The 24106-nt window shown below is 39.7% G+C and carries 29 protein-coding genes and 1 pseudogene; 13 read left to right on the top strand and 17 right to left on the bottom strand.

Translation table 11 applies throughout. The annotated features are described in order from the left end of the window. Window positions 1-12: 12 nt before the first annotated feature. Window positions 13-2178: a S9 family peptidase gene (locus tag DPF90_RS03340; protein ID WP_114784675.1), complete on the bottom strand. Its 2166-nt coding sequence runs from the start codon at window positions 2176-2178 to the stop codon at window positions 13-15. 251 nt (window positions 2179-2429) lie between these two features. Here DPF90_RS03340 and DPF90_RS03345 point away from each other — a divergent pair, with 251 nt between their 5' ends. Continuing rightward, window positions 2430-2948 (top strand): hypothetical protein, encoded by a 519-nt coding sequence (locus DPF90_RS03345; RefSeq protein ID WP_114784677.1) that lies wholly within the window; start codon window positions 2430-2432, stop codon window positions 2946-2948. 77 nt (window positions 2949-3025) lie between these two features. Here the strand turns inward: DPF90_RS03345 and DPF90_RS03350 are convergent, their stop codons facing one another. From DPF90_RS03350 to rplY, 10 genes are all read right to left on the bottom strand, one after another. Continuing rightward, on the bottom strand, window positions 3026-3280 hold the full coding sequence (locus DPF90_RS03350) for a Rho-binding antiterminator (protein WP_114784679.1): 255 nt from the start codon (window positions 3278-3280) through the stop codon (window positions 3026-3028). A 2-nt stretch (window positions 3281-3282) separates the two neighbouring features. Beyond that, window positions 3283-3597, bottom strand: a complete 315-nt coding sequence (locus DPF90_RS03355) for a cupin domain-containing protein (protein WP_114784835.1) — start codon at window positions 3595-3597, stop codon at window positions 3283-3285. 4 nt (window positions 3598-3601) lie between these two features. Further along, complete coding sequence (locus tag DPF90_RS03360) at window positions 3602-3898, bottom strand: Dabb family protein (protein WP_114784681.1); 297 nt, start codon at window positions 3896-3898, stop codon at window positions 3602-3604. A 199-nt stretch (window positions 3899-4097) separates the two neighbouring features. Further along, complete coding sequence (locus tag DPF90_RS20425) at window positions 4098-4397, bottom strand: hypothetical protein (RefSeq protein WP_240314457.1); 300 nt, start codon at window positions 4395-4397, stop codon at window positions 4098-4100. Continuing rightward, window positions 4363-4608, bottom strand: a complete 246-nt coding sequence (locus DPF90_RS20430) for a hypothetical protein (RefSeq protein WP_240314458.1) — start codon at window positions 4606-4608, stop codon at window positions 4363-4365. Before DPF90_RS20430 ends, DPF90_RS20425 begins: the two co-directional genes overlap by 35 nt. A gap of 262 nt (window positions 4609-4870) precedes the next feature. After that, on the bottom strand, window positions 4871-5815 hold the full coding sequence (locus DPF90_RS03370; RefSeq protein WP_114784683.1) for a hypothetical protein: 945 nt from the start codon (window positions 5813-5815) through the stop codon (window positions 4871-4873). A 357-nt stretch (window positions 5816-6172) separates the two neighbouring features. Continuing rightward, the gene (locus DPF90_RS03375) at window positions 6173-6580 is read right to left on the bottom strand and encodes a hypothetical protein (RefSeq protein ID WP_114784685.1); all 408 of its coding nucleotides are present in this window, start codon (window positions 6578-6580) and stop codon (window positions 6173-6175) included. 93 nt (window positions 6581-6673) lie between these two features. After that, window positions 6674-7081 (bottom strand): hypothetical protein, encoded by a 408-nt coding sequence (locus DPF90_RS03380; protein ID WP_114784687.1) that lies wholly within the window; start codon window positions 7079-7081, stop codon window positions 6674-6676. Window positions 7082-7362: 281 nt separating this feature from the next. Then, window positions 7363-7767: a hypothetical protein gene (locus DPF90_RS03385; protein WP_114784689.1), complete on the bottom strand. Its 405-nt coding sequence runs from the start codon at window positions 7765-7767 to the stop codon at window positions 7363-7365. A gap of 396 nt (window positions 7768-8163) precedes the next feature. Continuing rightward, window positions 8164-8442 carry a 50S ribosomal protein L25 gene (gene rplY / locus DPF90_RS03390; protein WP_114784692.1) on the bottom strand — a complete coding sequence of 93 codons (279 nt, stop codon included), beginning with the start codon at window positions 8440-8442 and terminating at the stop codon, window positions 8164-8166. 380 nt (window positions 8443-8822) lie between these two features. Between rplY and DPF90_RS03395 the strand changes: the two genes are divergently transcribed. The 4 genes and pseudogenes from DPF90_RS03395 to DPF90_RS20585 form a co-directional block, all read left to right on the top strand. Further along, on the top strand, window positions 8823-9713 hold the full coding sequence (locus DPF90_RS03395; protein WP_114784694.1) for a hypothetical protein: 891 nt from the start codon (window positions 8823-8825) through the stop codon (window positions 9711-9713). A 130-nt stretch (window positions 9714-9843) separates the two neighbouring features. Then, the gene (locus DPF90_RS03400) at window positions 9844-10023 is read left to right on the top strand and encodes a hypothetical protein (RefSeq protein WP_114784696.1); all 180 of its coding nucleotides are present in this window, start codon (window positions 9844-9846) and stop codon (window positions 10021-10023) included. Between the two features lie 164 nt (window positions 10024-10187). Beyond that, a complete protein-coding gene (locus DPF90_RS03405; protein ID WP_114784698.1) occupies window positions 10188-10523 on the top strand; it encodes a hypothetical protein in 336 nt (111 codons plus the stop codon). Window positions 10524-10620: 97 nt separating this feature from the next. Next, window positions 10621-10707, top strand: a pseudogene (locus tag DPF90_RS20585) (GNAT family N-acetyltransferase); the annotation flags it as partial. Window positions 10708-10856: 149 nt separating this feature from the next. Here the strand turns inward: DPF90_RS20585 and DPF90_RS03415 are convergent. Together DPF90_RS03415 and DPF90_RS03420 are read right to left on the bottom strand one after the other, a co-directional pair. Further along, entirely contained in the window at window positions 10857-11303 is a 447-nt protein-coding gene (locus DPF90_RS03415; RefSeq protein WP_114784700.1) for a DUF417 family protein, read from the bottom strand. Between the two features lie 141 nt (window positions 11304-11444). Then, the gene (locus tag DPF90_RS03420) at window positions 11445-12965 is read right to left on the bottom strand and encodes a hypothetical protein (protein WP_205395155.1); all 1521 of its coding nucleotides are present in this window, start codon (window positions 12963-12965) and stop codon (window positions 11445-11447) included. Window positions 12966-13512: 547 nt separating this feature from the next. Between DPF90_RS03420 and DPF90_RS03425 the strand changes: the two genes are divergently transcribed. The 4 genes from DPF90_RS03425 (at window position 13513) to DPF90_RS03440 (ending at window position 15913) form a co-directional block, all read left to right on the top strand. Further along, the gene (locus DPF90_RS03425) at window positions 13513-14175 is read left to right on the top strand and encodes a winged helix-turn-helix domain-containing protein (RefSeq protein ID WP_275895324.1); all 663 of its coding nucleotides are present in this window, start codon (window positions 13513-13515) and stop codon (window positions 14173-14175) included. Beyond that, window positions 14168-14617 (top strand): hypothetical protein, encoded by a 450-nt coding sequence (locus DPF90_RS03430; protein WP_114784704.1) that lies wholly within the window; start codon window positions 14168-14170, stop codon window positions 14615-14617. The genes DPF90_RS03425 and DPF90_RS03430 overlap by 8 nt, the downstream gene beginning before the upstream one ends. 167 nt (window positions 14618-14784) lie before the next feature. Continuing rightward, window positions 14785-15468, top strand: coding sequence for a winged helix-turn-helix domain-containing protein (locus DPF90_RS03435; RefSeq protein WP_114784706.1), 684 nt, complete (start codon window positions 14785-14787; stop codon window positions 15466-15468). After that, on the top strand, window positions 15461-15913 hold the full coding sequence (locus tag DPF90_RS03440; protein WP_114784708.1) for a hypothetical protein: 453 nt from the start codon (window positions 15461-15463) through the stop codon (window positions 15911-15913). The genes DPF90_RS03435 and DPF90_RS03440 overlap by 8 nt, the downstream gene beginning before the upstream one ends. Here the strand turns inward: DPF90_RS03440 and DPF90_RS03445 are convergent. The 4 genes from DPF90_RS03445 to radD form a co-directional block, all read right to left on the bottom strand. Further along, the gene (locus tag DPF90_RS03445) at window positions 15907-17250 is read right to left on the bottom strand and encodes an ATP-binding protein (RefSeq protein WP_114784710.1); all 1344 of its coding nucleotides are present in this window, start codon (window positions 17248-17250) and stop codon (window positions 15907-15909) included. The genes DPF90_RS03440 and DPF90_RS03445 overlap by 7 nt on opposite strands. Continuing rightward, the gene (locus tag DPF90_RS03450) at window positions 17240-17899 is read right to left on the bottom strand and encodes a response regulator transcription factor (protein WP_114784712.1); all 660 of its coding nucleotides are present in this window, start codon (window positions 17897-17899) and stop codon (window positions 17240-17242) included. Before DPF90_RS03450 ends, DPF90_RS03445 begins: the two co-directional genes overlap by 11 nt. An 11-nt stretch (window positions 17900-17910) precedes the next feature. Further along, on the bottom strand, window positions 17911-18309 hold the full coding sequence (locus DPF90_RS03455; RefSeq protein WP_114784714.1) for a PepSY domain-containing protein: 399 nt from the start codon (window positions 18307-18309) through the stop codon (window positions 17911-17913). A gap of 105 nt (window positions 18310-18414) precedes the next feature. Further along, window positions 18415-20151, bottom strand: coding sequence for a DNA repair helicase RadD (gene radD / locus DPF90_RS03460; protein WP_114784716.1), 1737 nt, complete (start codon window positions 20149-20151; stop codon window positions 18415-18417). Window positions 20152-20224: 73 nt separating this feature from the next. Between radD and rsuA the strand changes: the two genes are divergently transcribed. The 4 genes from rsuA (at window position 20225) to DPF90_RS03480 (ending at window position 24099) form a co-directional block, all read left to right on the top strand. Continuing rightward, a complete protein-coding gene (rsuA, locus tag DPF90_RS03465) occupies window positions 20225-20926 on the top strand; it encodes a 16S rRNA pseudouridine(516) synthase RsuA (RefSeq protein ID WP_114784718.1) in 702 nt (233 codons plus the stop codon). A gap of 158 nt (window positions 20927-21084) precedes the next feature. Then, window positions 21085-22290, top strand: coding sequence for a Bcr/CflA family multidrug efflux MFS transporter (locus DPF90_RS03470; RefSeq protein ID WP_114784720.1), 1206 nt, complete (start codon window positions 21085-21087; stop codon window positions 22288-22290). Then, window positions 22290-22949 carry a DUF2913 family protein gene (locus DPF90_RS03475; RefSeq protein ID WP_114784722.1) on the top strand — a complete coding sequence of 220 codons (660 nt, stop codon included), beginning with the start codon at window positions 22290-22292 and terminating at the stop codon, window positions 22947-22949. The genes DPF90_RS03470 and DPF90_RS03475 overlap by 1 nt, the downstream gene beginning before the upstream one ends. A gap of 118 nt (window positions 22950-23067) precedes the next feature. Then, window positions 23068-24099, top strand: a complete 1032-nt coding sequence (locus tag DPF90_RS03480) for an SGNH/GDSL hydrolase family protein (RefSeq protein ID WP_114784724.1) — start codon at window positions 23068-23070, stop codon at window positions 24097-24099. Window positions 24100-24106 lie beyond the last annotated feature (7 nt).

Here is a 24106-nt window from a genome sequence, read left to right on the forward strand (position 1 = left end):
TTTGTTTGACCGCTATTTTTCATTCAGCAAATCAAGAAAAAACGCATACTCGAGAGCATCCTCTTTTAAGCGTTTAAAGCGGCCAGAAGCCCCACCATGGCCTGCTTCCATATCCGTCTTAAAGAGTAACGCATGATTGTCTGTCTTCATCTCGCGTAATTTGGCGACCCATTTCATAGGCTCAAAATATTGCACTTGTGAATCGTGTAGTCCTGTCGTGACTAACAGGTTTGGATAATCTTGAGAGCTAACATTGTCATAAGGTGAGTAGCTAAGCATATAGTCATAATAGGCTTTTTCACCAGGGTTACCCCACTCATCATATTCGTTGGTGGTTAACGGAATGGATTCATCAAGCATGGTTGTTACCACGTCGACAAAGGGCACATGAGCCGCTACTCCCCGATATAGCTCTGGTGCTTGATTAATGACAGCCCCCATCAATAGCCCGCCTGCTGAGCCTCCAACCGCAAAGACTTTATCTTTTGAGCCATAGCCAGCCTTGGTTAGTTCTCGGGTTACATCAATAAAGTCGTTAAAGGTATTTTGCTTGGTAAGCTTTTTACCATCCTCATACCAAGGTCGACCAAGCATCTCTGAGCCCCTGATGTGTGCGATAGCATAAACAAACCCGCGGTCTAATAAGCTTAGGCGTGCTGAATGAAATGATGGGTTTATGGTGTGCCCGTATGATCCATAACCGTATTGGTATATTGGGTTTGTACCATCTTTTTTAAATTTGTCCTTTCTGTATACCAGAGACACAGGTATCTGTTTACCATCTCTTGCTGAAACCATGATTCGTTCAGACTGATAGTTACTCGCCTCAAAGTCACCGAGTACTGGCGTCTGCTTGAGTACTTCAGGCTTACCAGTGGTAAGGTCGAAATCATAGTAGGTTCCAGGTGTGGTCAGGCTGCTGTAGTAAATCCTAACTTTTGAGTTTTGAAGCTCATAATTACCTGTAAAGTAGGCAGAAAAAGCACTGTCGTTAAACTCTAGCGGGAACTCTTTGCCTGTTGAAAGCTGACGAACTTTAAGAGTTGATAAACCGTCTTTACGCTGTTCGTAGACGAGGTGATCGTCAAATAAGGTAAAATCAACCAGTAGAGTATCTTTGTCAGCAGCGATCACATCTTGCCATTTACTGCGGTCTTGAATATGGTCTTTTTCCACTCTCATTAGGCGGAAGTTTACCGCCTGATAATTGGTGTAGATGTAATACCAGTCATTTAGTTTAGCAATGCTGTATTCAACACCTTCTTCTCTTGGATAAAATGCTTTAGCTGTGGCTTTGGAGTCGTTCGCATCGACAATGGATACACCGCTGGTTTCGGTGCTGTAGTGAGTTATGAATACTTGCTCACCATCTTTACTTTTTCCGAGCGAGGTATAGTAAGCATCGTCTTTCTCTTCATATATTAATGTGTCGCTGCTTTGTGGTGTGCCCAGAACATGACGGTAAACTTGGTAACCTAATAGGGTTTGGGGATCCTTTTTGATGTAATAAAAGGCTTTATTATCATTTTGCCAAGCGATATCACTTTCAGCCCCTTCGACTTTATCGTCTAAATACTCACCTGTATCGAGATTTTTAATCCGAATCGTATAAACACGTCGGCTTAATGTGTCTTCACCATAAGCCATGAGAGACTCATTTGGGCTTACATATAATCCGCCGACATTGAAGAACTCGTGCTCTTTTGCTAATTCGTTGGCATCGAGTAAAACTTCCGAGTCTGTCCCTGCGAAGTCTTTGGCACGTCGATAAATAGCGTATTCGTTGTCACCCGATACTTGGTTAGAATAGTAGAAGTTACCTTCTTTCACTGGGACGGAGCTGTCATCTTTTGCGATACGACCTTTTAGCTCTTCAAATAGCTGTTTTTGCAGCTCTTCGGTATGACTTAAAACCTTATCAGCGTACTGGTTTTCCTGTTCAAGGTGCTGCAAAACTTCAGCATCTTTACGTTGGTCGTCTCTCATCCAGTAATAATTATCAATCCGAGTATCGCCATGATTCTCTAGGGCACGGGGGACTTTCTTCGCAATCGGTGTTTGGGTTTGTTGGGCAATCAGTTCTACTTGGGATGGTTGAGTCATGGTGTTAATTCCTTGGTTGCTGCAGCCAGTGATCAGTATCGCTGAGACAGCTAATGCAGTGAGGGAGAAACGCATCAAAGCTCCTTAAATTATGCTCAGAATGACAATTATACGAACCTAGATGATAATGCTTTTATATCAGAAGGATAGGCATAAATATTTACTCGGCGGCCTGATACGCTAGCAAACAAAAAGCATCGGATCAAACATTATCAGGGGTAATGTTTTTTACCGTGTGGCATTCATAAAAATTAGAAAAAGGATAGACAAATCATTTCGAGTAAGTTAGAAAGGTAGACGTTATCTTGCTGACAAGGAATTTATCTATGAGAAAAACCTACATTGCTTCATCTCTAATTGCATCACTTGTAACGCTTAATGTTTACGCCTCTCCGATCACACCTAACGAGGTAGAAGCGGCTCAGAAAGGTTGGGGTGAGGGCATTATCGCAATTGGCAAAGCAAAAGATGCTCGTAGTGCTGCCATTAAGCATATCGACAAGTTTTATGCCTATGATTTAGGTACTGTACTTTTCAAGCCGACGTTGGCAGTTGAAGATCAATTTAGACATTCAAAATCTGAAGCACTTTCTTATTTTGTTGGTGGCGAAATTAAAGAAGATAATGGTTTTGCTCTAGCGCCTTATACTAATGTTCGTTGGGAAAATGAAGGCATCATTACAGATAAAAACTCCGACATGGCAATGGCCATGGGCAATTACTTTTTTACCAAAACCGATGGTCAAGAAGTTAAAGTAGAATACACTTTTGGTTACATCAAAGATGATGCTGGAAATATAAAAATCAATCTGCATCACTCATCTCTGCCATATAGCCCCAAGTAAGGCTAATTGATTAGTAATCTAACTAAGGCATATTAGTTTATCGGCCCGTTATTAAAAGCATAACGGGCCTTTTGCTTTTAGCGGATTTGTTGAAAGGTAATTTCACTAAAATGAGGGTTATCGGTCAGTGCTGTCATTGACACTAAGGTTGAGGTCGGGATGTGCATGTCGCCACAGAGAGTATCAATAACGATACACTCTCTGCGCTGGTGATCATAGTTGGTTGTTTTCGCTTTCCCTTCAAAAACTTGAGCAGACTCCGTAACTAAGCGAATAGGAATGTGATAGAGACAGGCTATTTCTATATAATCGTATTTGCTACAGGAAATCATGGTTAATCCTTATAAAATAGCGCCAGCCAAATAGTTTCTTCATCGGGAGCAGTATAGCTTACTCTGTGTTTAGTATGGGCCGGAATGTTAAGGTTATCACCCGCTTTTAATTCTATTTCTTTTCCATTGGTGTACTGGATTTTGGCATGGCCAGTCAATACTAGTACCCATTCATGCTCGTCCTGATCGTACCAAAAATCAGGCTCTGAACATTGGCCTTTGGAAACAATACGCTCAAGGCGAAATTGACTTCCAGTCACAAGATCTTCAAAGACCTCATTGGTTAAGTCGTTGGGTAGAGATGAAAGAACATTCATCATGTTATACCGTAAAATCAAAGACGATAATATCTTCAAGGATTGGTCTAAAAATGTCTTTCAAATCGTCATGTTTAGAGTGGGGGAGGTAATGTTTACGACCTGCCTCATCAGTAAAGGTCATCACAACGCAATGGGTATAGTTCTTATTCTTACCTTCGGGGCTATCGTTTAGTCCCCATTCGACATGTTCAACTCCCTCAATAAGATTAGGCATACATAAAAATGACTGTTTAAGTTCTTCTATCTGTTGGGGAGTTGCGTCAGCCTTAAATTGAATAAGCAAAATGTGTCTTATCATTTTAGAATCTACCTAATTTCTTTCATAAAATTTTTATCGGTTAATAATACAGCGTTAGGTTAACGGTGCAAACTTCGATTTTTGTATTCTTTACCTCTAACTTACCGAGATTTCGACGTTGTTATTCTAAGTAGCGCTATTTTTTAGAGAGAAAAATAGCGCTATTCAAAATAGCTAGATTGCTAGTTGGGGATATTTGCTATTGATTTGTCATTTCATAGTGGACTTGTTTATTGAAGTTTGAACTAGGGATGGAGACATTCAGCTCCAAGCTATCCGGCAAATTATCATTATCGTTATTTTGATATTGGTAACTGTATGTGGTTTCAACCTCACCGACTGTTTGCTTGAGTGTCTTGATGGGCTTATATGCTAGGCCGAAAAAGTCCATATCCACTTTCCACTCTTTAACTGGGTCAACATAGTAAACGCCATAGATTGAAGCATCATCAAAGTAGGTCATTTCAAGTGTAATCGAAGGTACTATCAGCGTAATCACGTTGTGTAACACGGCCGAAGTCATCGTAAGAATATGAAGAAGCGATGGTAGTTTGGCCGTTGGCGGTTTTTGAAATTTGAGCCAGACGGGACGAGTTTGCTTGTACTGCATTTTGGTTAACATAGTCTTTGAAGACAGAATAGTGCTGGTACGCGTTTGCGCTAAATGCAGAAAAAATGGCTAGGGCTGCAAAGCTTGCTTTTAAGTTCATAGTTAAAGCCTAATAGTTTTATTTTTATCGTTGAAGGAAGGTTCATCCTTCAAAGAACCTCTTTCCTATTGAAATATCGGAAAGAAATATGAACCTAAAAGATATGAATGTAGTTATTAATGAAATTAGTCTGTGTGCATCTGGTTTTGTAGTAAGAAAATGTTTCAAAAGGCTTAAAGATAAGATTTGTATGTAGAAAATTGAGGGCCCTTGCCAGTTCTCTAAAAATAAAAAAGGCGAGTATAAACTCGCCTTAATGGTCTTATTGATTTGTCATTGTATAGTCGATTTGCTTGCTGAAATAAGGTGATGAAACGCTCAGCTGTAAACTGTCTGCCAAGCTATCATTATCGTTATTTTGATATTGGTAACTGTATGTGGTTTCAACTCCGCCGACAGTTTGCTTGAGTGTTTCAATCGGCTTAAAAGACAGGCCAAAGAAGTCCATATCTACTTTCCATTCTTTTACAGGGTCAGAGTAATATGGGCCGTATACAGAAGCATCGTTTAGATACGTCAGTTCGATAGTTTTTTCTCCTTGAGCAAACAGGTTTTGCGTTGCCTTTTTGATTTCACCATTTGGATAGTATTGCAGCGATAGCGTACTTGTTTGTGCAGGCGTTGACTGCTTTACCTCTCGGATTTGCTGTAACTTGCCATCGGTATGATAGGTGTAGTAAAAGTGCTTCGCCGATGTTTCATCACCTGATAGAGGTGTTTGTGTACGTTGAACCAGTTTATCGTTTTCATTATAAACGTATTGAATATTATAGGTTGCGATCGGTGTGCCACTTAGATCAGAAGCTTCTCTATGAAAAACTTGCTTTGTCTCTGACGTCACTTGGCCTTGGTCGTTATATTGATACGAAGAGATGAAGTTCTCTTTGGTATGTTTAACGTAAGTGTTCATCTCCCCGTGTTTCATCAGTGCACGCGCTGATGCTAATAAACCATCACTGTTATAGGTATAGTTTAAAGCGCTATCAACGTAATCACGCTGTGTTACTTGGCCGAGATCATTATAAGAATAGGCAGCCGCTGTTGTAGTTTGGTTGTTATCTGTTTTTATTATTTGACTAATGCGAGCAGTATTGGCTTGCACTGAACTTAAATCCGCATAATCCTCAAAAACAGCATAATGTTGATATGAGTGAGCGTTAAAAGCAGCAAGAAGAGCTAGGGTTGTTAAACTTGTTTTTATAGTCATAGTTTAAAGCCTGTTAGTTATTGTTTTTTTAATTAATAGGGAAATACTTTTTCCCATTTATTTCCTTTTCAAATAGACCACTTGAAAGGAGATATGAAACTAACAGCTTATATTCGCGGTGTTAATACCTAGAACCAATATGTGCTTGGTTTAATATTAACAAAATGTTTCTGAAGGGCTCAAAAACGGTGAAACCCCGATGTCGATTGAGCAGTGGAAACATTGGCTTCTATTATGCCATGCTCTCGAATATTGGGAATGCAAGTCCATTAGAGGTCATAGATTGACTCAAAAGGCCAAGAAAATACTTGGCCTTCTAAAGGTAGTCTATAAAGCCTTGTGAATATTAAGGCTTATCTAAAGGGAACGAAAATAGTGGTTGCTAGTAACCTGATTGGTAGTGATTGAATAATAGGTTTTGTAACCATCAATCAAGTAACGAGAGCCGTCTTGCCTTACTATTTCAAATAGTTCCCAGCGGGATGTTCCGCTTTCTGCGGGTTGAGGGATGTATCCTGCTGGGCAACTAAATGCTTTTGCCTTAAATTCTGTCTCACTGACACGGAAAACGTTGAAATATTGATTGGTCGCTTCGGCTACTCGAGCCCATTGCCCTTGAATTGTTTCATAGTGGTTATGAGAGTTGATAAGCCACTCCCAATCGCTGCCGTCGGGGAGACCACAATAAACAAAGGGTGAAGCATTAACAAGCGTTGATGATATACCTAGCAGAGTGACGAGAGTGAATGTAGTCTTTTTTTTCATAGTTTATAACGGTTATTTTATTGTTAATACTAATTGTATTATTTTTTAAAATGTAAAATATTGTTTATTAAAAGTTTGGCGAGAGTTTCTATTTTATAAACGACGCATGAGGTTATAATCAGAAACCTTATTAGTAGACAAAGAGTAGTAGGTTTTATAACCATCGATAAAATAGCGAGATCCATCTTGTCTAATGATCTCAAATATCTCCCAGTAAGATGTACCGCTCTCTGCTGGCTGAGGGACATACCCAGCCGGACAACTGAATGCTCGTGCCTGAAACTCTATTTCACTGACACGGAAAACATTGAAGTATTGATTGCTCCCCTCGGTTATTCGCACCCAATGCCCTTGAATAGTCTCATAGTTATCATTAGCATCAAGAAGCCAATTCCAATCGCTACCGTCAGGGAGACCACAATATACGAAAGTTGAAGCATTGACGAATGTGGTTGATGCTAATAGAAGAGAACCCAGGGTTGTAATAGCTTTAATTTTCATTGTCTTACATTAAAATTTTATGGAAAGTTTTTCTATCACAAACGTTCGAAGAAAGAAAATAAATAAGAATTTTTCTTAGGTTTTTATCACAAAAATATTACTCTTTGATGATATATAATAATTTATATTGTCAGTTATAAAAGGTGAGGTTAATTTAATTATAATGAAATCAACTACTTTATTATAATTAAATAGCTCTTCAATGATTTTTGGAAGTGATTTTTGAAAGCCAGCTATTCATTTTGGTTGAAAACTGGCTTGGGCTATAGAATGTATGAAGATTATAAACGGAAATATTCGTTATAGGTTGCTTGATTAGTTATAGATGAATAATAAGTTTTGTAGCCGTCGATGAAGTAACGAGATCCATCAGGTCTGATGATTTCAAATATTTCCCAGCGAGACGTACCACTTTCAGCGGGTTGAGGAATATACCCAGTCGGACAATCGAATGCTTTTTCCTGAAATTCTGTTTCTGTTACACGAAATACGTTGAAATATCGATTGTTTCCTTCAGTGACTCGTTTCCACTGCCCTTGAATAGTTTCGTAATAATCATGATCATCGAGAAGCCAATCCCAATCACTTCCATCGAGGTGACCACAGTAAACAAAGGTTGAAGCATTCACAAATGTTGTAGAAGTAAGTAGTAAAGTGCCTAGCGTGACAATAGCTGTTTTTTTCATAATGTTATATTAATGTTAAGTGAGAAAGTGTTTCTATCATAGGAAATGAGAGAGAAAAGCTTTTGACTTAAGAAATATAATATATGTCACATTTGGATACTTATTTCCTCCGTAGGATATTTAACTGATATATAAATTAATATTGGTTCGGGTATAAGAATAACATTTTATTTTAATGTAAAGACTTAATAATCAAATGATATGAGTTATCATATAAGCATTAAAGCTTAAGTTACTTATATTGGAAAACTGTAGACACATTTTGAAGGGTTGAAAAACGGTGAAACCCCGATGTTGGTAGCATCGGGGTTTCGAATTTTAGAAGTCTCGAATGGTAAGGCCGATATTCTTTATGCAAAAGGCTGGATTTAATCCAACAAATTCCTTGGTGTGGAATTAGATACGGATGAAGTCCATGTGCTCAACTTTTGGCTTGAAAGCGTGACGTTGAACGTCTTGTGGCTTAACTTTCACTTCAGCGCCGTCGATCACAAGAACAACACCTTCGTAAAACTCAGGCTTATCCATTTGGTTAACGATGTCGTCGTGGTTAAGAACGATTGATACTGGCGCAGCTTCACCACCGTAAACGATAGCAGGGAATTGACCGGCGTGACGTAGGCGGCGGCTCGCACCTTTACCTAGTTCAGTACGTACTACTGCTTCAAATTTCATAGTATTTACTCTCAAATTTAAAAAATGAACTTCACACCCAGCAATGCGACCTTGCCGTGATGTGGTATATCGCTATAGAAGAAACGGATAGTAACTCTATAAGCGAGCGCGGATACTACCACTCTATTGGCTTTCAGGCAATAAGAAACAGATACAATCTATGTGAAACTACTATGTTGGAAATGGTAAGAAACAACTAAACAAGCCACTGTGATTCATTTTTTAAGTTTCTGGTAAAGGGGTTTTTACACCCAAAATTCAATTAAAGCTACTGATTAACCCTTTGACTCTGAGCTAACAAATTTAATTACTTTGTCATTTACATTCAAACCCCTCATCATAGAGGGATATTGAGCCTAATGCAGTGTTTAAAAAGAACTATGACCAAGAAGAAAAAAATGAGGCTTGTTTCAGAGGAAAGGATTCAAACATTGGATTCTCTTTTTAGTACAATAGACACAGATATGGCTATTTCTATGTCCTTTGTGCGCCGTGCACAGAAGATGTCGTTGGTCGAACTTGAGGATAAGATCACTGGTCTTAATCGTTCGACGTTAAGACGATACATGCAGCAAAGCTATCTATGCATGCGGCCTATTCATGTAGTTGCGGCGGTGTCTTGGGTAATGATGGTCCCAATGACGAGCTTTTACTACGCCTTAAAAGTTAGAGAACATTATAGAGGGATGGATGATAAAGCAATTGAAGCTTTGTACTGTGTTGGGCGTTTACCTTCGCAACAGTTTGATCTTTATTTACAAATGATTACAAACTTAATGGACAGTGAAGCTCGTTCTCAATTTGAAGTTTTTCAAACTAAGTTAGTGCCTGAGGTGACGCCATCATTTTGTTATGATGACTTATTACCGCCCAAAGTGCTCGACATTAACGAATTTGCAATTGACTACTATCGTTCTATTTCTCTTACTGTGAGACGATTTCGGCAAGATAATAACATACCTACTAATGTTATTGCTCGCGTACTCGGTTTGACGGAACATCAATATAGAGTGCTTGAGGATGTGAACAAAATCCGGGACTTTTCTGTAGCTATAGGGTTTCGGATAAAAGTAGGCTTTGAGCTGTACTCGCATGTCAACTTTACCTCAGAAATGAAATCATTCCCTCAATTTCATCAATTACGCCAGCATCAACATATCCGAGATTCCTTAATTGTTGAGTCTTTTCGGCTTCTTAATAACGAATCCAAAAAATTTGCCTCAGATTTACTAACTACAATGTCAAAATATTACATAAAAAATGTGATATGAAGTATTAAACTGAACATAATCAACCTGAAATACTCATTCGCTCAGGTTGATTATGTATAATAGTTTTCTCTTCGTGGAACAAAATTGAAGAGGCTATTGATGATATAAAATTAAGGTTGTTGCTAGAAAAATGAAGAATTGTATTTTAGAAAATCGTTTGGCTGAAGCTGAACAACCCGTCAAAAACTTTATGGCAGATTTAATTGAAGAGTTGAGCAGAAAGGATTCCACCTCACAGGACCCTAAGCTTTGTCTGCGATATTTTGGTGTTAAATTGGAGATAAAATTAGTGTCTTTCGATGGTGATTAATCATTTTTAAATAGTTTAATGGAAATATTTATTTACTCTAGCTCATAAAATTGACATTTATGACGTATGGTAATGACACAAAGTGATTTTACATTGCATTCTATTATAGTAGGATGTCGACCCTACGATTCAGACTTGTGATGATTTATTTTTAGAGTTTTTATATGAATAAAATACTTCCAATATTAGTTCTATTATTTGTTTCTAACTTTTCCTTTGCTGGTAGTCAGACGGGTACGGTTGATCGTATTATTGTTCGTGCTAGCGATGGTTTAATATACTTTTATTTAGATGACCCTTCATCCAGAGTGCAACCAGCTCCATGCGCTGCTAATCCATATTGGATAGTACGCGATGAAAACTCTAATGCAGGAAAACAGCAATATTCTATGATTTTGGCGGCCCATGCGGCTGGAAAAACAGTATCCGTCACTGGCATGAATACTTGCATTCGCTGGAGAGATGGCGAGGATGTTAACGAAATTAAAATTCTTAACTAAACGCAGTTCTTAATCAATAGGGCTAGAGAAGTTATATACTTGGCCTATAAATACCCTAGGGCCTATTTCAATAATAATACAATTTGCATAATGTGTTATGGAATATAAACTAGACACTAAGCCTTCTAACAGCGATATTGATGAAGTTCGTGGTGGATTGATTAAACATAATACTCCTTTTATTTGCCCAAAAACATAATATGCCAGTGTTGACTGTAGAAGATATTGCCTTGTATCGAACGCAATTAGAACGTCACTCAGCTTAAGGTTTACTTATTTTCGGTATTTGCTCAGGAGCCAAAAAGATAATATCTTTTTGGCTCCTTGTTTGGGTTAGTTGCTTGGCTTATTTCTTTCAATAATGCTTATCGATACGGCAAGGAACAAAATATCTTTTACTAGGAAAAAGTTGGTGACCAACACACCATCCGAGACTTTCCAAGTATTAGGCGTTGTGAGCAAAAAGCTTAATGTTGTAATGAAGATAGCTGCCGCAGCAATACCAGAATAAAACGCAATCTTCGGCTTTTTAATGCCCACAATAAGCCCCAGAGCGACGATGATTTCTGCTGCTCCTATCAGATTAGACACCGCTTGAATAGAAAAAAGGTCATAAAGCCAATTCATCGCGAAATGATTTTCGACTAAAGGTTGAATCAGTTTGGCTTCGGTCGGTGTAAATTTATAAACACCGATCCAAATCAGCAATAGTGCCACGCCAAAAACGCCGATAAGGTAACCAATATTGTCAGTCTTTGTATTGTTCTCGATAGCATGCATAAAATCTTTTTCCTCTTAATTAGCATGAGAACAAAGACCTAAAGCTCAATGAAAAACTTTCATTAAAATACTAATCTATCAATAATAAACCTTTATCCTGTATTGCCTTAGATATTGTCGGGTTGGATGATAGAGGTGTTTCTAGTTTTGAGCTTGAAACAGCGCATTCCATGTTACTTTTACAAATTCATCGATATGTTTATCTGCGCCATTACCACTGATTTTATCTTCAAGAGGATGTTCGCCAACAATATCCGATACAAATATCCCAGGTATGATAGTGATAGAGCAGGGGCTATCATTCACTGCATTGAATATATGCGCTGTTTCTACATCGACCGTTGCTACTTTGGTCTCTTTTTGCTGTGCGAGCCATGATTTTGTTTCAATGAGTGGTGAATCGACAGTGGTATTAGAACAAGCAGTTGTATTGATGCGTAAAAATTCACTGGGTATCAGGACTTCGGTATTACTCAAATTCACAGCATTCTCTTCGTAATATGAATGATTTAGGTGGATATAATCACCTACCTGTGCATCGCCAGCAATTCGGCCACCCGCACCACACATTACGATTTTGTTAAAACCTGATTCGGCAAATGTCTTTACCGCGTCATAAGATAGCTCGCCATTGGGCATTCTTAGCGCCGCAATTGATACTGTCTTGCCATTGTTTGTGATAGTTACTTCATCAAAAGTAAAAGGGCCGATTTTGTGATTATGTGGGGTGAGCTTTTTGTATCCTTCACCCTCATTTTCACCCGAAAGGTTATAGATTTTATTGGCGATCGATTCCATGACTTTCCAGCGAGCACCGATATAGAGAATTTTTTCGTCTGCTTGAATTTGAGCTAACTGAGACTTTAACCTTTTTATCGAGGAAGCTTTTAGGGTGTCAATACTGCCAATGGAGGTTAGCTTAGTTGTGACATCAATTCCCGAGAAGTGGAACTGAAGTATCTGATGTTTAAGGCGTGTATGAGAGCCTATTCCAGACACTATTACTTTGGTTTCGCTTGTCTGGTGATTTTTTAAAAGATAGAAGCGAGTTGAAGTGGGAGAAGACACCTTAAAGCATGTATCAAAACCTTGGCTTTTATAGTGGTTAGCTGCGTCTTGATCACTGGAGTTAAAAAGAAAAAATTCTGCACCGTGTTTGCTGATGAGATCAACTAGCCCTGATGGAAGTCTGTTGGCAAGGTAAGCATCGATATTAACAGTGTGCTCCACATCTCTACTGGGTAGTTTTACAGGTTTATTGCGTAGTAAACTTGTGGCTTTCTGTGAGTTATTAGGGTTTTCTGCATGGGCAGAATAAACTTTTTGTAAGCTTAATTGGTCGAGGCTGAATATCTTGCTTGTCCCAACTCGCTTTTTATCATCTGTAGAGAGATATTTTGAAGGAAGGTCTGAGGAAGTAAGGGTACGAACTATTTGGGATGTTTGATTAGCTGTATAAGGGCTTTTATCTTCAAACGCAGCTCTAATGGCATTCATTCGATCTCCAACCTGACGGATCTCCATCATTAATAATGTTGGTAAATGGCGTATATTCGATGGAAGGTTTGTATCATCGGATAACTGGCTGATGCGTCTTATATTTAACGGCAGGTCTGCTCTTGGTAGGTCTGGCTGGTCAAGTAGCGCAGAATTCAGAGCCATACTTGATAACTTCATTACAATTTTTCATTCTGTGGTAGGTGTAATGCTATCATCTAACATTATGGTTTTATGAGACAAACTCCCTAAAATAAATGCTTCTTATTTTGTAATTTTAATTTTTATCACTTAGAGAGTTGTGAAGTATTAACAATGGTGCATGGAGGCACAATGAATATTGGTATCTATATTTGTGATCATGCAGAAGTATTGGATTTTTCTAGACCATTTGAAATCTCATCCCTTGTTCAAAGCTTCACATTAGTAACCCTTATTAATACACCATAAAATCTATCTCGAAGTTTTTGTATGAATTTTGATCATGTTTTGGGTTTTAAAAACAAGATAATTAAACGAGTTCAACATAATTTAATTAGTGTATAGATTCTAATACTTATGTTTGTGATGTTTATTTATACGAAATCACTCGCTGGTCTGCAACGTAGATAACAATTCATGATGAAATTGTGAGATAGGACCACAAAGTTTTTGTTTTTCTTAGATTTTAAGATATCGTATAGCGACATAACCTAGTGTCTTTATTCAGTTTATGTCGATACTGATAATTAATGAAAACCTTATTTTAAATTTACTAGCGGGCTCGGTAGAAGATATTACAACCGGTTATAAATCAACGCTGGGAGGTAATGAGGTTGCAATGCTCAAATTCATGGTTGAGCATCCAAGTGAGCCACTCACAAAGTCTATTCTTCTTGAACAGGTATGGCACAAAAAAGGTGTCATTGTTGAAGAAAGTAGCCTGCTTCATTGCATCTCAAGCTGTCGTAAAGCTCTACGTGATAAAGATGCTGAGATTATTAGTACGGTTCGTGGGGTGGGGTATCAATTTAATGGCGATATAAGAGATTATGAGCCTGAAGCCATTACTCCCATAGCTAATCAACAGCCTGATATTAGTGGTTCTTTAAATGACTCAAGTTGGTTAGTTTTAAATAAACCGCGTAGTGCTTACCTAGCAATGTTTGTATTCAGTGCTCTATCCAGTCACTGGTTGGTTTCTTCCTGGGTGTCACCCTGGGTTGAAGTTGAGTACACTGAGACCTTTTATACGAAATGCACCCTATCAACTCAATCTCCACTTGTTGTTAATCAAGTTCGAGCATTTGAGACAGGCAACCAAGTTATTTTAATTAAAGAGGATGGAACGTCTATTAGCTATCGTCCAAAAGATGTGGAGGTGGTTTGTGAATAAGATAATATGTTCTGCCAGCATTATTATGGGAATGCTCGTGGGTGGTTTATCTGCATACACAAGTTCGCCGACGATGAATCGCAGTTTTGAGAGTAAAACAGAGATTATTGTTCCTACTAGGCAGGGCAGTGAGAATATAGGCTTATTAACTCAGCTGAATTTCAAACGTTCAGGTCAGTATGAAATGTACTTCCTCACTGATGATTTGATTGGCTTTAATGTATCTGGACAATATGGCTTTAGTTCCAATGGCTTATCTCTGATGCCAAGCTCTGCTGAGCGAGTTATACCTCATGGAAAGGAGCTTTCCATTATAGAAACTATGTTTAGTCAACACGGTATGCACTCTATGGAAGACCTAAAGATCATTCGTCTTGATGATGATAATACGATATTGGTTGCGCCAAGGTATTCATATTTATACTCTAGTGTTTACATATAGTAGATATGACATTCGTTTTATTTTGTGTTTTTTACTATAAAAATCAATGCTTTGATTTTTTTTAATAATGCTTCATATTGAAACATCATCAAGCTGACAGTCCTCTAACTTTGGATAAAAAATCTTAGGTATAAAAAGCACTACCAGTTATTGACCTAAGAGAACTCATGTTAATCATAAACGGAAATTCGATTTTCGATTCTAAACGTGGCTATATTCAAAATCTAAATAGTAATGTGCGTTATCCTATTGGGGTTAATGAGATCGCCTTGCTTAATTTGATGATTGATGAAGCGGGTAAAACGTTGGCCAAAGATGAACTCATGCATCATGTCTGGCAGAAACGCGGTATTGTGGTTGAAATGAGCAGCTTGATGCATTGTATTTCCAGTTGTCGCCGTGCTTTTGAAGATCGTTCTGGAGAGGTAATTAAAACCGTACGTGGTGAAGGGTATCAGTTTGTAGGAACTGTGGAAACTTACCAGCCAGATTACGAACCTGGTGAAATACAAATACCAGTTATTGATGCTGAACTTACACAGTTAGTTGAAAATGAGGTTGCTCATAAGCCTAATATACAAAAGCATCCATTGTTAATGGCTGCGGGGTTATTTTTTTGTTCGGCACTCACCAGTTACTTAATCGTAGAGAACATGCGCTCTCCTCTTTCAGATATATCATTTGAACAAAAACACTTTAGCGCATGTTGGTTTTCTCCAGACTCTAACGGTACCAAAGTTCGTTACCAAGACGTTAATTTATACGACTTTGGAGAGCTAACTTTATTAGTTGATAAAAGTGGCCGTTCTCTGAGTTTTCGTCCTAAGAGTGGGGTGTTAAGTTGTGAGTAAACTGGCAGCAGTTCTTATTATGATAGTGGGAGCAATGTTGGGGGCCCTGATCGCTTATTTGAATAATAATACCATTAACCGACATATGAGCAGTCACACCGTAGCCCATGTGTCTTCGGTGGTTCCTGATAACAACTTCGGTATTACTTTACCTCTTCGACTTGAACTAATACTGAAAGAAGACAGCAGCTATGGCGTTTATGCTCTTTTGCCAAAGAGCCAAGTTGGATACACCAGCTCAGGTTGGTATGAACTCGATAGTGACGGAATATTTTTTGTCATGGGAAAGCACAAACGTTTGGAATTAGAACCTAAACGAAATGGAGTGATAGAACAGTTGTTTGTTCGCCAAGGAGCCTTTGATGGGCACATGAAGCTAGTAAAACTCGGTGAGCATAGTGCTGCATTGGTTGGCAGTAAAGTTGCTCTGCACATGATCTACTGAGCTAGCTTCAAAGATAGAATGACTTTCAATCCACCTAGAGCACTTCGACTTAGCGTTAATTTGCCTCGATAGCTGTGTGCCATTTCGCAAACAATATTGAGGCCTAAACCTGTCCCAGGCATGGTTTCATCCAAGCGAACACCACGCTTAATGACGGTAGCCAGTTTTTGTTCTGGTATTCCAATTCCATCATCTTCTATCATAATGTCGATTGTTTCAGGACTATCTTTTTGTAATAAAGAATGGATACGAATAATACTACTTGACCATTTGTAAGCGTTTTCAATAAGGTTGCCCAGCATTTCATCAAGATCGGTTTTCTCGACTGCGACGCTTATACTGCTGTCTAACTCATTAATAAGGCTAATGCCGCGTTCTGCGTATACTTTATCGAATGCCATGGAAATAGCGTCAACGCGTTCTGATGGATTGGCACTAACAGATAAAATATTTTTTGCGCCAGCCATCCTCGCTCGGCCTAAATGGTAATCAATTTGATTTTGGATTTGGTCGATTGGCGGGCGCAGTTGCTCTTGAGTAGCAGAGTCTTTCGTTGATATTTCATTCTTTAGCACCGAAAGTGGAGTTTTTAGGGCGTGGGAGAGATTTCCAGCATGGTGCCGAGCTCGCTCAAGCAGTTCTTGATAGTGAAAAACTAGGGCATTTAGGTCCGAAACAACAGGCGCGACTTCTTTTGGATATTCTTGGTCTAGTTGTGTTTTTTTCCCCATACGTAACTGTGATAGTTCCTTGTGCATTTTGTTTAGCGGGCTTAAAGACCATTGCACCTGAATAATGATTAACGCCAAAATGCCAATGTAGAGAAGCGCTAGAATGAACCATAACTGGCTCATAAGATTACGGACTGTATCCGTTATGGGCTGTTGGTCGGTACCAATAGTAACTTCGATAGGGCCAGAATAGTCTGGGTAGTACAAGGTTGATTGAATATAGATAAGTTTTTCATCGCGTGCCCCTAATAAGTCATGTTCATCCTTAATCGTTAAGTTTTTGTCCCATAATGAACGTGAGCGAAGTAAGGCATTATCTGTTTTAGCTGACCAATAAAAACCGCTGTATGGGCGTGTAAATCTAGGATCGGAAAGGGGAGAAGTTAATTTAAGATTTCCTTTCTCGTCGGCTTCAAGGGCGGCAGCGATTTCATCCATGTAAATGGATAGTTGTTGTTTAGTATCTTCCTGCATGTAAAGATACACTTGCGAAGGCATCATTACACCTGCTGCAATTATCATTGCGGTCAACCAAACAACAGCGGCAAGTACTAAGCGGCTTTTGAGGCTAAGGCGTTTGATGAACCTTATCTTCCTAATTGGCATTAAGTTGATACCCCAAACCTCTGACGGTTTTGATTACCTTGGGCGAAATTTTTTTTCTGATACGGCCAATGAAAACTTCAATAGTATTAGAGTCACGGTCGAAATCCTGCTTGTAGATATGCTCGACTAGCTCTGAACGTGAGATGACTTTTTCAGGATTGTGCATGAAATAAGCAACAACTTTATACTCTAGCGCTGTCAAGTCAATGGCTTGTCCTTGCCACATCACCTTAGATGTTCGTGTATCCAGGCTCAGACAGCCCATCTGCATTATCGGAGACGCGTTACCGGAAGCACGGCGGAGCTGTGCGCGAATCCTAGCAATAAGCTCGACCATTTCAAAGGGTTTAGTTTGATAGTCATCTGCACCAGCGTTTAGTCCTTCGACTCTTTGAGTCAGACTATCTCTTGCACTAAGAATAATAACAGGAGTATTTATGTTTTCATCACGAATACTTTTTAAAACAGTGAGGCCATCTAATTTTGGTAAGCCAAGGTCAAGTACAATTGCATCCCACTGTTCCGATGTTGCACGGTAAAGAGCGTCAATCCCATCTGTTGATAGTTCGGGAACCCAGCCGTTGTTTTCTAACGACTCGATTATTTGTTCGCCTAGGCGAGGTTCGTCTTCGACTACAAGTATTTTCATTGTGATGCCGTTTAGTTTTTTAGGGCTTGTTTAAAATTCCGACCTTCAATCAGAATCATTTCTAAAGTTTGAGCGTTGTATTCGACTTTGATGATGTTGTTATTGTAATTCAGCTTGAGTTCATAGACCCAAACATCATCGTCTTCTTCGAGTTCTACTTTGATAATGCGGCCACGAAGATCTTTTTCAACCATAGTGTAAAGCTCAGAAAAGGGGCGGATATAGCCTTTATGAACAGCATCATAGACTTCATCTTGGTCTTCTTCGAACTCGATTTCAGTTCCAGCATGATGAACGTCCTGCACTAAGGCATGGCCGTTTTTATCCGATTCTGTTTTAGTATGTGCCGAAGTACTTGCCAAAATACAAAGGGCAGCAATAAGTGGGCCGACTAACTGCTTATTAAACATCACGTTATCTTGCTATAAAATTCTACGCTTGAGTATAACCAATCTTTTATGAATACAAAGTGAATAATGGACCATAAAATGACATCAAACCTTGTCGCGAAAAAATCACGTCAGTTCATCAGCAAATATCTTATCGCGTATTTTCCAAAATCGCCCTGACTTTCTGGCAATGATAAACTGTGGTGGTCGGAAGCGATGCTGGTGGTTGACGATTTTAGTCGGAGAGGACTCTTCAAAAGGTTTATGCTTGTCGGCAAGGTGAGACCTGACAAAAAAGTCCTTAAAGTCCTGCTTTTGTTTTGGTGTGGATAATGACCAAAACTCATGGACTTGCGCTTGGTTATCACCAACATAGGATACCTTTAGACAATTTTTGCCTTTCTCATTTTTGTGCAGGGCTAGGTCCATAGCTCGGCACTCAAAAACAAGCGCATCTTTTAGCTTTAATGCCTCTTTAAGCTTTTTATCAGGATCGACTAGCGTCGCGTCGCACTGGTGACAAACCCTTGCCGATATATCATTGTCCGCGCCACATTCGTTACAATATTTTGCTCGAAAACGGTAGTCACAATGTTCTCTTTCCTGAGTGGTTTTATCCTCAAAAAAACCTTGGCATTTTCGTCCATAGTGTTCGATAAGAAATCCATTACTGTCGAGTTTGCCCCAAAAGTTGTTGTTAAAACCACATGCAGGGCAGGGAATAGTGATGATTTCGCTATCAGAGGAAGGTTTAGGTTCGCCCACTTCTGGTTGGTAAAGATCATAACTATTGCCCGCATAGTCGAGCACTAAACATTCCGTTTTCCCTGAGCTTAAGCGAAGCCCTCTGCCGACAATTTGCTGATATAAGCTGATAGATTCAGTCGGGCGTAAAATAGCAATTAGGTCGACATGCGGTGCATCAAACCCTGTGGTTAATACAGATACATTCACTAAAAACTTGATGTTTCCATTTTTGAAGCCACTGATTATTGAATCACGCTCAGAGACTGTGGTGTCACCGATAACTAAAGCCGATTCGTTAGGGGGAAGTAATGACAATATCTCCTGAGCATGGCGTACTGTAGAGGCAAAAACCATAACACCTTGCCTATTATGCGCATGATTAATAATTTGCTGAACAATTTGCGGCGTGGCTCGTTTTGCTTGGTCAATAACCATGTCCAACTCATGCTCTTTGTATCTACCAGTACTGGATGGCTTTAATTGCGAAAAGTCATAGCTAAGTATGGGGGCATCCATCATGCGAGCTGGAGTCAAAAAGTTCTGGTCAAGTAGGTAACGGATCGGTAGCTCAAAAATACAATCTCGAAAGAATCTCGGTTCTTTTGTCCGAACAAGGCCACGCGTATGGTACTGATAAATCCACCCCATCCCGAGACGGTAGGGGGTCGCGGTAAGACCAAGGACTTTAATGCCGGGGTTTAATTCGCGTAAGTGATGAATGACCTTTTGGTAGCTGGTGCTCTTGTCGTCTGCCACCCTATGGCATTCATCAATCACGAGTAGAGAGAACTGGTTTTTGAAATCATCTAAGTTTCGGACCACAGATTGGACAGAGGCAAAAATGACTTGCTTATCGGTTTCTTTTCGACCGAGCCCCGCAGAATAAATAGCCCCTTCGAGTTGATAACCTTCGTATTTGGCATGATTTTGCTCAACCAGCTCTTTGACATGTGCCAAGACCAGTACCTTCCCTTTAGCCAATCTAGCCAGCTCAGCAATAACAAGGCTTTTGCCTGCGCCAGTTGGCAGCACCAAAACCGCTGGGCTTGAGTGTTTGCGAAAGTAGTGGATAACGGCTTTTACCGAATCAGTTTGATAAGGTCGTAATGTATACATAAATCGCGTGAAATTACTCAACTATTTGGGCTAGGCGCTCTATAATACCTTACCCGATGTGGATGAGGTAATCATGCGTTTAGATAAATACTTATGTGATGCTTTGGGTGCAACACGTAAAGAAGCAACAAAAATAATCAAAAGCGGTGACGTTACTGTGAATGACGTCATACAAAAAAGTGGCTCTGTCAAAGTAACGCACAACTGTGTGGTGGAGTGGCAGGGGAGGGAAATTCAAAAACCTGGCCCTCGTTATATTATGCTGTTTAAACCGGACGGCTTTGTTTGTTCTCACGAAGATGGATTTAATCAGACGGCATTCATGTTGTTAGATGAGGTGAAGATGGAAGATCTCCACTTTGCTGGTCGTTTAGATGTGGATACAACAGGTTTAGTGCTTATCACAGATGATGGAAAATGGTCTCATCGCATTACCTCACCAAAGCATAAATGTGAAAAGACTTACCGTGTTTGGCTTGCTGACCCTATTGGCTCCGACTACGCAGAGAAGCTTACTCATGGAATAGAGCTACGCAACGAAAAAATGCCGACTTTACCCGCTAAACTTGAGATCCTTGATCCTAAAGAAAATGAGCTTTTATTGACGATTACAGAAGGTAAGTATCATCAGGTTAAACGTATGTTTGCGGCACTTGGGAATAAAGTTGAACATTTGCACAGAGAACGTATCGGTCAGATTGAGTTAGATGAAAACCTAGAGCCAGGCGAATACCGCTTTCTCACTCAAGAAGAAATAGATTCAGTCTGGCACTAGTCAGTTAAATTGGAAATGGTTTAGTTCCAAATAGGAAGTAGTCTTTTATACACTGTTAGCTCAATATAGCCTGTATAAATAGTACACTTGTGTTGATAGCTGCTTTCTATTTGTCTCTAGCCAAGCGGCTAGCAGTCCCAAAATATTTATGGAGACTTATGCCTAATCACTCCCTCTTTTCATCCTCTTCTCACACCACTACTTATCTACTCTTTTTTGTATTGGGAGCTGTCGGCGCTTTAACGCCGCTAGCAATTGATATGTATTTGCCAGCAATGCCAAACCTTGCTAGTGATTTGGGTGTTGCAGAAGGGTCAGTGCAGATCACTTTAACCGTTTATACAGCAGGGTTTGCCATAGGTCAGCTTATCCAGGGCCCATTAGCTGACAGTTGTGGCCGTAGACCAGTTCTGATAATAGGAGTAGCATTATTCGCGGTTGCTTCTGTTATGAGTGCTTTAGCTGAGGGGATCGACGCCCTGATATTGATACGAGGGATTCAGGGTTTTGCTGGTGCTGCTGCCGCGGTGACTATTCAGGCTATAGTCCGTGATATGTTTGATCGAGAAGACTTTTCTCGCGCAATGTCTTTTATCACTCTAGTGATTACCATAGCACCACTCATTGCACCTTTGTTGGGAGGGTATATCGCTATATGGTTTGGTTGGCGTGGCATTTTTTGGGTATTAGCTGTGTTTTCTTTAATCGTTATAGCGCTTGTGCTGTGGAAAATTCCTGAAACTCTGAGAGAGGAAAATAGGCAGCCTCTTCACTTAGTATCAATACTGAAACATTATGCCAGTTTATGCACTAACCCAGTTGTGGTTGGATTAATATTTTCGGGTGCTTTTTCCTTTGCTGGTATGTTCTCGTTTCTTACCGCAGGTTCTTTCGTTTACATCAATATATATCATGTAGAACCTAATGAATTTGGTTATTTATTTGCTTTAAACATTATTGCCATGATTATTATGACTATGATTAATGGCCGTTTTGTAAAAAAAATCGGTTCGCATGCGATGTTAAAGCTGGCACTTTTGATCCAACTTTTCGCAGGAGCTGGTTTATTTGTTGGTTGGATTCTTGACCTAGGCCTATGGGGCACTGTACCTTTCGTGGTCCTTTTTGTTGGAACAACAGCTACCATCGGAAGTAATACAATGGCTTTATTACTAAGTGGCTATCCGACAATGGCTGGCACAGTTTCATCACTCGCCGGTACTCTTCGTTTTGGTACTGGGTCTGTGATGGGAGGCACTATTGCATTTATGCCTGATGGTGTTGTTTGGCCAATGATTAGTGTTATGACGACGTGTTCGATATTGTCCACGACGTGTTACTGGATATTTGGAAGAAAGGCATAATGTCTCTGTATACAACTGAAATTCAAAACTTAGTTAACTGCGCATTGCAGGAGCTCGCAAGCGAACATAAAACGGGCAAAGTCGTGGATGCCCCTGTTTCTAATAATCACTATTTGGTGAGATGGGTAACGCGAGCGATAAAATCACAGCGGTTTAATCGCTGTGTTCAGGGAGATTTGACTCGATGGCAGAAAGAGGGAAGATCTAAAGGTAATAACGCAGCTCTTATGAATACGTTCCAACGTATTGCGAAATTTTATGCGGATTTCTTCCCACTCAACTCTGCACATCGCCACATAAAAGATCATGAAATTAATGACTTTTTGGATTCCATGGAGGAACAGGGTTGGGAGGTGTCAACGTCAGAGCCGCTCATCAATTGTGGAAAGGTTCAGATCTTCACTGAAGGACCGAACTCTTTTGCACTTTGTTCAAAACAGTGTGATGACTGCTTTGATGGGGAGGACTTAGTAAAGCCAATGAGTTGGTTTGTTCGCGGAAATCATGCCTTATTTATAGAAAAGGCAGCAAATGCCGGATTTATGCTGCACAAAATCACGGATTATAAGTCCAACGTCAAATATCATGGCGAGTACTTGGTTTACCCCGCGAACCAAGGCGAACAATTGGCTGAAATACCTATTGGGTATCCTCTCTAAACTCATATTAGTGAAGTGACTCTTTACAATACTTATCGGAAGTATATGAGCTTAATAATGGTGCCTAAGCTGTCTGTTATTTAGCCATATTCCATGAATATTAGAATAGAGTCACGACATGAGATTATTAACCCTGTTTGCATTACTATGCCCGTTTTATGTATTGGCGAGTGATTTTAAGAGCATTTCTAGCTTTGGCGATAGCTTATCAGACTGCGGCAATAAATTTGCTGTTTCCCAAGAGTTTAATTTAGCGACAAAAGGTGCTGTTCTTGCCTCAACGTCCGCCCCAAATTGGCAAGGCAGGGCAAGTAATGGTCGAGTATGGACCGAGTATCTCGCTCAAATGCTAAAGCTTCCACCCGTATCCCCGGCAAGGGTGGAGATTAATACCGACATCCATGTAGAGAAACGAGATGAAAAAAGTTCATACTTTATTCATATGGAGCCATTGCTAGGTAATAATTGGTCTGTTGGTGGTGCTATGGCTTTAACAGGAAACTTCAATAACCTTAGTAAAGGTCAAGGTGTGCTCTCGTTTAGTGGTGGGAAAGTGCTGCCTAATTCTAGCTTACAGATATCAAACCGTATCGCTGCGAAAGGTGTTTTCCAAAAGGGTACAATCGTTACTTATATGACCGGGACTAATAACATGTGGTATAGCTTGTGTGGTGAGCTAGGCCAAACCGGAGCAGAGGCTGCTGCTATGGTTGCAGTCGACATACGTGAACTCATCGATAATGAAGCGGAAACTATCATAGTTTCGAACATACCTGATTTCTCAGCAGCGCCATGGTTACAAGACAAAGCTGTGCAAGCCGAAGGTTTTATACGCAATTTTAACGAGATACTTGAAAACCAGCTTAAAGATATTGAGCAAGCAAACCCAGCCGTAAATATTGTTTACGCAGACGCTTACACCTTCTATAAAAAGGTCAAAGAAACGGTTCTAGAAGAGGGGGTTTATGAGGATAAAATGCTTAACATCAAGTTGACGAATGTGAAAGACGCATCGTTTGAAATTGAAACAGGAGAGGTCACTGGCAATCCCGAACAATTTATGTATTGGGATGGCATTCACCCAACAACTAATATGCATAAACTTTATGCAAAGTATGTTTCTGAAGTAGTAAAAAGCAGTGTTAATTAGGGTATTA

The organism is Vibrio tetraodonis (assembly GCF_003350295.1).
Taxonomy (GTDB): Bacteria; Pseudomonadota; Gammaproteobacteria; order Enterobacterales; family Vibrionaceae; genus Vibrio; species Vibrio tetraodonis.